Here is a 12713-nt window from a genome sequence, read left to right on the forward strand (position 1 = left end):
GACAGAGCAAAGATGCTTTATCCGTTTTGCGAAAAATATCATATAACGTAGCAAGGCTGATGCAATTAGAAGATCCTGTGAACCGGATACAGATGATAGATATAATGGATGAAGTGGACTCGGATCTTACATGTGTGGCAAAGTTTATTTTTGAACCAATTCCCAGTATGTATTGATTTTTGAGAATAACAATACCTTTACTCCTTTTGATGACGCATAGGGATAACTATGCGCTTTTTTATGCTGAATATAGGATAATAACATCTCAAAAAGCAACTACTCCACCTGATTATGGCATTCTCCTGCACAAAAACTTCTTCATGAAACAACCCTAAATGACAGTGGCCTTTACTTTACATTTAGTGCTTACTGTGTTAAAATCAATTGGTTTCTCGCATGAGGAACAGTAACGTTATTACCGATACTCGGAGGTAGGATACTCCAGCCGCTTCTGTGTATTCGGCACATTGTAATTAAAGGAGAATGAAACATGATTACAAAGGAAAAGAAGACAGAGGTTATCAATCAGTACGCTAGAACAGCTGGCGACACAGGATCACCGGAGGTTCAGGTTGCTATTCTTACAACCAGAATCAAGGAGCTCAACGAGCACCTTAACACACATCCGAAGGATCACCACTCAAGAAGAGGTCTTCTTAAGATGGTAGGTAGAAGACGTGCTCTTCTTGCATACCTTAAGAAGAAGGATCTTGAGAAGTATCGTAAGCTTATTGCTGATCTTGGACTCAGAAAATAATTTCCGATGGGAGAATAGGGCGGGGATGCCGATTAGAAATAGTCGGCCTGTTCCGCCTTGTTTCTTTTTCAAGACAAAAATGGTTTCAATTTAAAATGTGGAATTATTAATACCTTCGTGCCTTCCCCTTGGGGGGAAGGTGGCACGAAGTGCCGGATGAGGGATTAATATAAATAACTATTTTTATATACATAATGCGCCCGAGGATGGCGCGAGAAGGAGAAAAACATGAAAACATTTTCAACAGAACTTGCAGGAAGAACTCTTACAATTGAGATCGGCAAGGTAGGAAAACAGGCTAACGGATGCGCATTCATGAAGTACGGCGATACAACCGTTCTTTGTACAGCAACAGCTTCCGACAAGCCCAGAGACGGAATTGATTTCTTCCCTCTCAGCGTAGAGTACGGTGAGAAATTCTATTCTATCGGTAAGTTCCCCGGAGGATTCAATAAGCGCGAGGGAAAGCCTTCTGAGAATGCTATTCTCACAAGCCGTGTTATCGACAGACCTATGCGTCCTCTTTTCCCTAAGGACTACCGCAACGATGTAACAATTGAGACTATGGTTATGTCTGTAGATACACAGTGCAGACCTGAGCTTGTGGCTATGATCGGTGCATCTGTAGCAGTTTCTATTTCAGATATTCCTTTCGATGGCCCCTGCGCTATGACACAGGTTGGACTTATCGATGGCGAGTTCGTTATCAACCCTTCACAGGAGCAGTGGGATAAGGGTGATATGCGCCTTACAGTTGCTTCAGTAGGTCAGAAGGTTATCATGATCGAGGCAGGTTGTAACGAGGTTCCCGAGGATAAGATGAAGGAAGCTATTTACCTTGCACATGATGTAAACCTTAAGCTCATCGAGTTCATCAAGGGCATTGTTGCAGAGGTTGGTAAGCCGAAGCACGAGTATGCTAGCTGCGCAGTACCGGAAGAGCTTTTTGCAGCAATCAAGGAAGTTGTTCCTCAGGAAGAGATGGAGAACGCTGTATTCACAGATGAGAAGCAGAAGCGTGAGGCTAACATCGCTGAGATCACAGCTCGTCTTGAAGAGAAGTTCGCTGACAACGAGGAGTGGCTTGCAATCCTCGGAGAGGCTATTTATCAGTATGAGAAGAAGACAGTACGTAAGATGATCCTCAAGGATCACAAGCGTCCTGACGGAAGAGCACTTGATCAGATCCGTCCTCTTGCAGCAGAGATTGATCTTATTCCGAGAGTGCACGGAAGTGCTATGTTCACACGTGGACAGACTCAGATCTGTGACGTAACAACTCTTGCTCCTCTTTCAGAGATGCAGAAGGTTGAGGGACTTGATCCTTTCGTAACAGGTAAGAGATATATCCACCAGTACAATTTCCCTGCTTATTCAGTAGGTGAGACAAAGGTTTCAAGAGGACCCGGACGTCGTGAGATTGGTCACGGTGCACTTGCAGAGAGAGCGCTTCTCCCTGTACTTCCTTCAGAGGAAGAGTTCCCTTACGCAATCCGCTGCGTATCAGAGACCTTTGAGTCTAATGGATCAACATCAATGGCTTCCACATGTGCATCATGTATGTCACTTATGGCAGCAGGTGTTCCGATTAAGAAGATGGTTGCAGGTATCAGCTGTGGTCTTGTAACAGGCGATACAGATGACGATTTCGTAGTACTTACAGATATCCAGGGTCTTGAGGATTTCTTCGGAGACATGGACTTCAAGGTAACAGGTACTAAGGAAGGTATCACAGCTATCCAGATGGATATCAAGATCCACGGTCTTACAAAGGATATCGTAACTCAGGCTATTTCACAGTGCCGCGAAGCTCGTCTCTTCATCATGGATGAGTGCATGAGCAAGGCTATCGCTGAGCCTCGTAAGGAAGTTAGCCAGTACGCTCCCAAGATCATCTCTATAGAGATCGATCCTGACAAGATTGGCGATGTTGTTGGTCAGAGAGGTAAGACGATCAACGAGATCATCGACCGCACAGGCGTTAAGATCGACATCACAGATGACGGGAAGGTAAGCATCTGCGGTGAAGATAAGGGTAAGATGCAGCAGGCTATTGATATGATCAATATCATTACAACAGATTTCGAGAAGGGCCAGATCTTCACAGGAAAAGTTGTAAGCATCAAGGAATTCGGCGCATTCGTTGAGTTTGCACCCGGTAAAGAGGGTATGGTACACATCAGCAAGATCGCTAACGAGCGTATCGATCACGTTGAGGATGTTCTTACTCTTGGCGATGAGGTTAAGGTTGTATGCCTTGGCAAGGATCGTATGGGCAGAATCAGCTTCTCAATGAAGGATGTTGCACAGAAATAATCAAAAGCAGATTTGCTGCGATAAATACAAAATAAGAAGAACTGAGAAAGTGACCTTGAATCATTTTCTCAGTTCTTTTAATATGGAAAAAACTCATTTTATCAAAAAATTATAATGTTTTGATACTATTTCATGATAAACTAATAGGGTAGGAAAGAAAGATTTACCTACTATTTCTAATTTTTCCGGAGGATACAAATATGGGAAGAATTTTTCTAATAGTGCTTGATAGCTTTGGTGTCGGAGAAGAGCCCGATGCTGCAGAGTACGGAGATTTTGATGTAAATACAATAAGGTCATGCGCTACCAGCAAGTATTTCAGCATGCCTAATATGGGAGCGATGGGACTTTTCAATATTGATGGAGTTGACTGTGTGCCTTCCGTTCCCAATCCCACAGCAGCTTATGGCAAATGCCAGGAGGCAAGTAAGGATAAAGATACAACGACAGGTCACTGGGAAATCGCAGGTGTGATATCACCCAAACCCATGCCGAAATTCCCCGACGGATTCCCACAGGAGTTCCTGGATGCATTCAGTAAGCGCGTCGGAAGAGGAGTTATCTGTAATAAGCCTTACTCAGGCACTCAGGTAATCAATGATTACGGCGATGAACATGTAAAGACAGGAAATCTTATCGTCTATACATCTGCAGACAGTGTGTTCCAGATTGCAGCACATGAGGACATAGTTCCGCTGGAGACCCTCTATGAGTATTGCCATATTGCAAGAGAAATGCTTCAGGGAGACCTTGGCGTGGGACGTGTAATTGCAAGACCTTTCGTCGGTACAAGCGGCAATTATACAAGAACTCCTCACAGACACGATTATTCACTTGAGCCTCCGAAGACAACCATGCTTGATCAGCTGAAGGCAGCAGGCAAGGATGTTCTGGGAGTTGGTAAGATAAGAGACATATTTGAAGGAAAAGGCCTTACGGAGTTTGTTTTCTCCGAGAGCAATGCCGATGGAATCGAAAAGACACTCGCATATATGGACAGGGATTTCGACGGACTCTGCTTTGTGAATCTGGTAGATTTCGATATGCTTTACGGACACAGAAGAGATATCGACGGCTACGCAAAGGCGCTTAATTACTTTGATAACAAGCTTCCCGAGATGGTCGCTAAGCTTCGCGATGATGACATCATTATGATGACAGCTGACCATGGCTGTGATCCCGCATACCAGAAGACCACGGATCATACCAGGGAATACATACCTTTCATTATGTATGGCAAGAATGTAACACCGAAGAACCTCGGAACCAGAAGTACTTTCGCTGATATAGGAGCCACTGTTCTTGACTACTTTGGAATTAAACCGGAGTTTGAAGGAACATCAATGCTATAAAACGTATATTTAGGAGGAAGAAGTATGAAAAAACTAGGGGTAAAATCAATTGTAGCTATTGGTATCGGTGCGGCACTTTTCTTTGTGCTCGGAAGATTCGTTGCAATCCCGAGTCCTGTGCCCAACACTAACATTTCAATCCAGTATGGTCTGCTTGCATTTATAGCTGCTGTTTTCGGACCGATTCCGGGAGCTCTCGCAGGCCTTATCGGACACTTCTTTATCGACTTCAGTTACGGCTGGGGAGTATGGTGGAGCTGGGTTATCGCTTCATCGGTATTTGGTTGCCTCATGGGAATCGTAACTATGAAACTGAAGATAGATGAGGGTGAGTTCGGTACAAAGGGTATTATCACTTTTAACGTAGGTCAGGCTATTGCACATGCTATTTCATGGATAGTTGTTGCACCGATCCTGGACATCCTTATGTTCCAGGAACCTGCAAATAAGGTATTTGTTCAGGGTGTCACCGGCGCTATCATTAACATCATTACAACTGCCATTATTGGAACAATTCTTTGCATAGCATATTCTAAGGCAATCCCGAAGAAGGGCAGCCTTACGGAAGAAAACTGATTATAATATGAGCGAATATATACTGGAATTTAAGAATCTTGGATTTAAATATAGGGCGCAGGCTAAGTCTACGCTCTATAATATTGACCTCAAAATAAAAAAAGGCGAAAAGCTGCTTGTAGCGGGGCCTTCCGGTTGCGGTAAGTCCACTCTGGGAAGTCTTATAAACGGTCTTATTCCGTCGTCCTATAAGGGTGATATCACCGGCTCTCTTTTGATAAACGGTAAAGACTCGAAGGAAATGTCAATCTTTGATATCTCGCATATCGTGGGAACTGTTCTTCAGGACAGTGATGCCCAGTTTGTAGGGATGACTGTTGCGGAAGATCTGACTTTTGCTCTTGAGAATGACTGTGTGTTTCTTCCGGATATGAGAAAGAGAGTGGATGAAGTTGCGACAACTCTGAATCTAAAGGACTTTCTGCTTCACGCGCCCGGGGAGCTTTCCGGTGGGCAGAAGCAGAGAGTATCCGTCGGAGGAGTTCTTGCCAGCGATGTGGATCTCTTTTTGTTTGATGAGCCTCTCGCAAATCTTGATCCCAGGACGGGAAAACAGGCAATTGAACTTATCGACGAGCTTCAAAAAAAGACAGGTGCTGCGGTTATCATAATTGAGCACCGTCTTGAGGATGTCCTTCACAGAAGTGTTGACAGAATTGTTCTGATGCAGGAGGGACATATAGTTGCAGATGAAAGTCCTGATGAGCTTCTTTCAAAAGGGCTCCTTTCCGAATGCGGAGTAAGAGAGCCGCTGTATCTTACTGCTCTTAAATATGCAGGAGTGAGTATAGAGAGCAAAATGCGACCTTCTTCCATAGAAAATCTTGTTCTTTCCGATACTGACAAAGCTCAGCTTAAGAAGTTTATGAAGGAGGTTCACAAGGATAAAAAGCCTTTATCTAAAGAAAAGCTCCTTGAAACAAAAGGACTTTCCTTTACTTATGAAAAGATGAAAAAACGGGCCCTTGACAATATTTCCACCGCGATTTCTAAGGGTGAAATGGTGGCAATCGTCGGAACCAACGGTGCCGGGAAATCCACTTTTTCCAAGGTTATCTGCGGAATGGAAAACGAAGATGAAGGGCAGATATTCTTTGAAGGCAACGACTTTTCCGCATTGTCTATCAAGGAGAGGGCAGCCTATGTGGGCTATGTAATGCAGAACCCGAATCAGATGATCTCCAAGGTCATGATAATGGACGAAGTCGCTATGGGCTTAAGGCTCAGGGGAGTCCCGGAGGAAGAGGTTCAGGAAAAGGTCACAAAAGCGCTCAAAATCTGCGGACTCTATACGATGAGAAACTGGCCTATATCAGCGCTTAGCTATGGACAAAAGAAGCGAGTTACCATTTGCTCCATTCTTGTGCTTGAGCCCAAGGTGCTTATTCTCGATGAACCCACTGCAGGACAGGACTATAGGCATTACACCAAAATCATGGAGTTTTTGAGACAGCTGAATCAGCAGGGAATCACGATAATCATGATAACTCATGATATGCATCTTATGCTGGAATATGCTGACAGAGGCATAGTCTTTTCCGGCGGGAAGATAATCGCGGATAAAACCTGTGCAGAGATTCTGACTGATTCTGAAATTGTCGACAGGGCAAGCCTTAAAGAGACCAGTCTTTACGATCTGGCAAATTTGTGCGGTATTGAAGATGCTGCCACCTTTGTTCAGGACTTTATCGACTATGAGCGAGAGAATGTGAGAGGATTATGGGATGAATAATCTTTTTAATTATATAGAAAGAGAGTCTCCGATTCATGAGCTTACAGGGGCTACCAAGCTGGTGTGTCTTCTTTTGTGGAGCCTTGCCGCCATGACTACATATGACACGAGACTTCTTGCTGTTATGTCGGTTTTGGGAGTCGCGCTTTTCCCTGTAGGCAGGATAAAACTTAAGGATGTAACCTTTATGCTTGTATTTACACTGGTTTATCTTGCATTGAGTACAACGTTGGTTTATCTGTTTTCGCCTCGCCACGGCTGCGGAGTTTACGGCAGTACAACCCTTCTTTTTGGACTATCGGGATACTTCGCGCCCACCGCGGAGCAGCTGTTTTTTCAGCTCAATTATATTCTGAAGTACTTTGCGACAATTCCGTTTGTGCTGCTGTTTGTATGCACCACAAATCCCAGCGAATTTGCGGCGTCGCTTAATAAGATAGGAGTTCCGTATTCCGTTGCCTATTCTGTGGCTCTGGCACTTCGTTACATACCGGACATACAGAAACAGTATCACGAGATTAGCCAGGCATCACAGGCCAGAGGGATAGAGCTTAGTAAAAAAGCGTCACTTGTAAGCAGGCTTAAGTCGGCTTCTTCAATTCTGATTCCGCTGGTACTAAGCAGCATGGACAGAATCGAAGTAATTGCGAATGCTATGGAGCTTCGCTGTTTTGGGAAAAACAAAAAGCGAACCTGGTATATGGAGAGGAAATTCAGATTGATAGACTATCTTTGCATCGTCGTATGTGCATTGCTTTTGGTGGCATCGATTACACTTACGCACATAAACGGTAGCAGGTTCTATAACCCGTTTTTATAGAGAAAATACAAATAGATTAAGTCAGTAATTGACTTTACGCGCACCTTTCCTTAAAATAGGTTGGGTGCGCATTTTTATAGGTGAGATATTTTTTTATGAGCGCACGGCAGATATTTTGGAAGTAATAGTAATTTTTGCGTTTTTTTGAAAGGTTTTAAAATGAGTAACAACCAGATCACAGAAGAGATAAATAAGAGACGTACCTTTGCAATCATTTCCCACCCCGATGCAGGTAAGACCACACTCACAGAGAAGTTCCTCCTCTACGGTGGAGCCATCAATCTTGCGGGATCCGTAAAGGGTAAGGCTACAGCAAGGCACGCCGTTTCAGACTGGATGGAGATTGAGAAACAGAGAGGTATTTCGGTTACATCCTCAGTTCTTCAGTTTAACTTTGAGGACTGCTGCATCAATATCCTTGATACACCAGGACACCAGGATTTCTCAGAGGATACTTACAGAACACTTATGGCTGCTGATTCCGCAGTCATGGTCATTGATGCAAGTAAGGGTGTTGAGCCCCAAACTAAGAAGCTTTTCAAGGTCTGCACCATGAGACATATTCCGATCTTTACATTTATAAATAAGCTCGACAGAGATGCGATGGATACATACGAGCTTCTTGATGATATCGAAGATCACCTTGGAATTGCTACATGTCCTATGAACCTTCCTATCGGATCAGGTAAGAACTTCAAGGGAATCTATGACAGAGCGGAGAAGCATGTCGTAACTTTCCAGGATACAATGAAGGGAACAAAGGAAGGTACAGAGACCATAATCCCTATGGAAGACAGGGATCAGCTTGTTTCCACAATTGGTGAGGAAGCGCTTGAGAATCTTGAGGGTGAGATCGAGCTTATGGACGGTGCAGGTGCTGAATTTAATCTTGAAGAGGTCAGAGCAGGTAAGCTTACGCCTGTATTCTTCGGTTCTGCACTTCAGAACTTCGGTGTTGAGCTCTTCCTTCACAACTTCCTCCAGATGGCAACACCTCCGAGCGGAAGAACTGATTCAGAGGGAGAGGTTATCGATCCCAAGGAGCATGAGTTTACAGCTTTTGTTTTCAAGATTCAGGCCAATATGAACAAGGCACACAGAGACAGAGTTGCCTTCATGAGAATATGCTCCGGACGTTACGATGCTGACAAGGAAGTTAAGCATGTTCAGTCAGGAAAAGTGTTCAGACTTTCACAGCCTCAGCAGCTTATGGCCGATGAGCGTAAGATTTTAAGTGAGGCCTATGCAGGTGATATAATGGGTGTATTCGATCCCGGTATCTTTTCAATCGGTGATACGGTATGCATGCCCAAGGATTCCGTAACCTATGAGGGAATCCCGACCTTCGCACCCGAGCACTTTGCAAGGGTTCGTCAGGTTGATACCATGAAGAGAAAACAGTTCGTCAAGGGCATTGAGCAGATTGCGCAGGAAGGTGCTATCCAGATTTTCCAGGAATTCAACATGGGAATGGAGGAGATCATCGTAGGCGTTGTCGGCGTACTTCAGTTTGACGTACTTAAATTCAGACTTGAGAACGAATATAATGTCGAAATTATCCTGGATATGTTACCATATGAGTATATACGTTGGGTTGATAACGAGGATGTCGACATGAATTCACTTGTGGGCACCTCTGATATGAAGAAGATAAAGGATATGAACGGAAGACCGCTTCTTATCTTTATTAACGAGTGGAGTCCCCAGATGGTTCTCGACAGAAACAAAGGATTATCGCTTAGCGAGTTTAGGAAAAACTAATGAGAAGAGACAGATGTTTTAAAAACTTAATAGGGAAAGCATCTGTCTTTTTTGCATCCGTTTTTATGGCGGCATTTCTGACAGGATGTAATGATTCGGTCACGGATTTTTTTAAGGCCAACAATCTTATTAATTCCGATGAAGAGATTTTGGTAGGAGAAGAAGTAGCAGCAGAATCTGAACCTGCAGCCGCGGAGGCAGAAGCTTCAGATGCCCCTACAACCGACGCTTCTGTAGATTCAGTTGAAGTCTCTAATGACGATGCCTCCCATTCAGGTACATTTGATCCCGATAAGGTTAACCAGGCTATCGATGATCTCATCACTCAGATTGAGAAGGAGACAGGAAGAACAGGACGCCGCAAGGATGTTGAGGAAACCGACGAGGAACAGGGGAAAGATGCGACAACCTATTTTAGTGACTCCTTCCAGCAGGCGCAGAGAGAATCCCTCGGTTTATCTGTAGTTGATATAGAGGATTTAAAGAAGGCTCAGCAGGGCAACTACGCCTATGAACACCTGACAAAGGAAGGACAGACCTTATACGTCGAGCTTCTTAGAATTATTGAGAGACGCGCCGAGGACGTAGTTGTATCAACACTTGATGAAGAGGTTCTCGATGTGGTATGTCAGTTTGTACTTGCCGATCATCCCGAACTTTTCTATATGGACGGTTATACCTACACCCGCTATACAGTAGCAGGAGTTCTGAAGAAGATATCGTTTACCGGCAATTACATATACAGCGACGAGGAGATTGACTCACGTCAGGCCAAAATCGATGCATATGTGGATACCTGTCTGGCAGGAGCTCCGCAGGATGCTGATGATTATGAGAAGGTCAAGTATGTCTATGATTATCTTATAACCAATACTGAATACGACGCGAGTGCGCCGGATAATCAGAATATCTGCTCGGTATTTTTATATGGAAAATCGGTCTGCCAGGGCTATGCCAAGGCTACGCAGTATATTCTTAATAAACTTGGGGTTCCGACCACAATGGTCACAGGCAAAGTGAATGGTGTCGGCCACGCCTGGAACCTTGTATATGCTGACGGAGAGTATACCTACGTCGATACGACCTGGGGAGATTCCTCTTATCAGAAGTATGAGAGCGGAGGAGCTGATTCGCAAAAACTTCCGCTGATCAACTACACCTATTTGTGCTGTACAACCCAGGATATCAGTAAGACACATACCATATCCGAGACGCTTCCAATGCCGGATTGCACTTCAATGCGCAACAATTATTACGTAAGGGAAGGTGAGTACTTTACGGAAAATGACATGACTGCGCTGGGGAATCTTTTCTCAAGAAGATACGCCGACGGAAGTAACAATGTCACGATAAAATGCAGTACAAGAGCCGTATACGACGAATTCATAAGAAGGCTCATAACCGATCAGCAGGTATTCGGATATATGGAGGGCTCAAATAATACAGTTTCATATACGACCTTTGATGAACAATACATTCTTATAATCTGGTTATATTAAAACTTCGTACTTTAAAATGCTGCTGGAAATTGCATTTTTGGTACGAAGTTTCTTTTTGCGAATACAGATATTTCCTTGATTAGAGCGTTCCCCGGTGGTAAAATTGTATCGTTCGGTTTTTATGATTATCTACATGTTTTCATACATTCGTAAGGACCGGGTAACTATATAAACACCAAGGAGGAAATGGTATGTTTAATTTGTTCGATGTTACTAGTTTCATGACCGGCATATTTGGGGGCCTGGGGAAAGTGATAGTAGCGCTTGTTATCCTGCTTATAGCCTACATCGCGGCTTCAATTGCCAAGACACTCATCATTAAGTTGATGACACACACTAAGCTTGGATTCATTGTTTCCAGAGCAGATGGTCCGAGACCCGGAGTTACAATTACTTACATCAGTAAGCTTGTTTACTTCCTGGTATTCTTACTTTTTATTCCACAGATTTTTAACACATTGGGAATTGACAGTGTTACATCTCCTGTAATGGGACTGCTTAACACAATTTGGGGATATGTTCCCAACGTTCTTGCAGCACTTATCGTTATCTTTGTAGGTAACCTTATCGCTACAACAGTAAGAACACTTCTTGTTCCTGTATTTGCAAGACTTAAGGTTGATGAGCTTCAGGCTAAGGCAGGCATTGAGGTTAAGGACACAGCTAAGCTTTCATATACACTTGCTTACATCGTATATGTTCTTATCATGATCCCTGTTTTCATCGTAGCACTCAACGTTCTTAAGATTGACGCTATCACAGCACCCGCTGTAAGCATGCTCACAGTTGTTGTTGAATACATCCCTCGCATAGTAGTAGCTTGCCTTGTTGTATTTGTCGGCTACCTTATCGGCAGATTCGCAGGTCAGATCGTTACTCAGCTCCTTGCTTCAACAGGCATTGATAAGAAGCTCACAGACGCAACAGAGGGTAAGACAGAGAAGTTCGTTCTTTCAAAGGTTACAGGTACTGTTGTTCAGGTTGTTATCAACATCATGTTCATCGTACAGGGCTTTGCAGTAGTAGACCTTAAACTCCTTACAGACATCGGTGCTGCTGTTATCGGCTATATGCCTAAGGCCCTTGCTGCTATCATCGTTCTTACACTTACATACTTTGCTGCAATCCTTGCAGAGAAGGCTCTTAAGAAGAACGGAATGGACGGCTATGCACTTGTTTCCAAGGCAGTTATCTTTGTAATCGGCATTTTCATGGTTCTCAACCAGCTCGGAATTGCTACTACAATCGTTAATTCAGCATTCATTATCATTGTTGCAGCACTTGCTGTTGCATTTGCAATTTCCTTCGGTATCGGCGGAAAGGCATTCGCTACAAAGCAGCTTGATAAGCTCGACAAGTACATTGAAGAGAACAAAAAGAGCGACAAATAATAGCACGAAATTTTACGAAAAAACATATTGAAGCTTTGGCGGAGGGTATACATAAAAAGTTGCCCTCCGCTTTTCTATCTTGTATAATTATAAGGATTTCAGTATGAAAGGAACGTGATTATTATGGAAAAGGAAGTACAGAATAATACACTATTAAAGGCTAAGGGAATCGGCTCTGTAAAAATTGCTGACGACGTTGTTGCCAAGATTGCTGCGCTTGCTGCTCTTGAGATTGACGGAGTAAGTGAGATGGCAGGTGGTTATACCAGTGAAAATATAGATAAGGCAGGTCCGAAGAACATCCAGAAGAGTTCCAAGATCTTTTTGAATGAAGGTAAGGTACGCGTGGATATGTCCATTCTTATGGATTACAGCTACAACATTCCCGCTACAAGTAAGCAGGTCCAGGATAAGGTTAAGAGCTCCATCGAGAGCATGACAGGACTTAGTGTTACTGACGTCAACGTACGTATTGCCGGCATCAAGATGCCTGATTAAGGATTACAGAG

At 43.7% G+C, this 12713-nt stretch carries 10 protein-coding genes; all 10 read left to right on the forward strand.

The window, feature by feature from the left end:
• Window positions 1-490 precede the first annotated feature (490 nt).
• The 10 genes from rpsO (at window position 491) to BLR42_RS10380 (ending at window position 12702) form a co-directional block, all read left to right on the forward strand.
• Window positions 491-757, forward strand: a complete 267-nt coding sequence (rpsO, locus tag BLR42_RS10335) for a 30S ribosomal protein S15 (RefSeq protein WP_022761949.1) — start codon at window positions 491-493, stop codon at window positions 755-757.
• Window positions 758-985: 228 nt separating this feature from the next.
• A complete protein-coding gene (locus tag BLR42_RS10340; protein WP_022761948.1) occupies window positions 986-3073 on the forward strand; it encodes a polyribonucleotide nucleotidyltransferase in 2088 nt (695 codons plus the stop codon).
• Window positions 3074-3273: 200 nt separating this feature from the next.
• Window positions 3274-4425: a phosphopentomutase gene (locus tag BLR42_RS10345; RefSeq protein WP_091868802.1), complete on the forward strand. Its 1152-nt coding sequence runs from the start codon at window positions 3274-3276 to the stop codon at window positions 4423-4425.
• 24 nt (window positions 4426-4449) lie between these two features.
• The gene (locus BLR42_RS10350; RefSeq protein WP_091868804.1) at window positions 4450-5001 is read left to right on the forward strand and encodes an ECF-type riboflavin transporter substrate-binding protein; all 552 of its coding nucleotides are present in this window, start codon (window positions 4450-4452) and stop codon (window positions 4999-5001) included.
• 7 nt (window positions 5002-5008) lie between these two features.
• Window positions 5009-6733 carry an ABC transporter ATP-binding protein gene (locus BLR42_RS10355; RefSeq protein WP_091868806.1) on the forward strand — a complete coding sequence of 575 codons (1725 nt, stop codon included), beginning with the start codon at window positions 5009-5011 and terminating at the stop codon, window positions 6731-6733.
• Entirely contained in the window at window positions 6726-7553 is an 828-nt protein-coding gene (locus BLR42_RS10360) for an energy-coupling factor transporter transmembrane component T family protein (protein WP_091868808.1), read from the forward strand. Before BLR42_RS10355 ends, BLR42_RS10360 begins: the two co-directional genes overlap by 8 nt.
• A gap of 159 nt (window positions 7554-7712) precedes the next feature.
• Window positions 7713-9314: a peptide chain release factor 3 gene (locus BLR42_RS10365; RefSeq protein WP_022761943.1), complete on the forward strand. Its 1602-nt coding sequence runs from the start codon at window positions 7713-7715 to the stop codon at window positions 9312-9314.
• Window positions 9314-10813 (forward strand): transglutaminase domain-containing protein, encoded by a 1500-nt coding sequence (locus BLR42_RS10370; protein ID WP_091868810.1) that lies wholly within the window; start codon window positions 9314-9316, stop codon window positions 10811-10813. Before BLR42_RS10365 ends, BLR42_RS10370 begins: the two co-directional genes overlap by 1 nt.
• A gap of 191 nt (window positions 10814-11004) precedes the next feature.
• Entirely contained in the window at window positions 11005-12204 is a 1200-nt protein-coding gene (locus tag BLR42_RS10375; protein ID WP_091868813.1) for a mechanosensitive ion channel, read from the forward strand.
• A 123-nt stretch (window positions 12205-12327) separates the two neighbouring features.
• Window positions 12328-12702, forward strand: a complete 375-nt coding sequence (locus tag BLR42_RS10380) for an Asp23/Gls24 family envelope stress response protein (RefSeq protein ID WP_022761940.1) — start codon at window positions 12328-12330, stop codon at window positions 12700-12702.
• Window positions 12703-12713: the final 11 nt, after the last annotated feature.

It is taken from the genome of Butyrivibrio sp. INlla16 (assembly GCF_900104155.1).
Classification (GTDB): domain Bacteria; phylum Bacillota; class Clostridia; order Lachnospirales; family Lachnospiraceae; genus Butyrivibrio.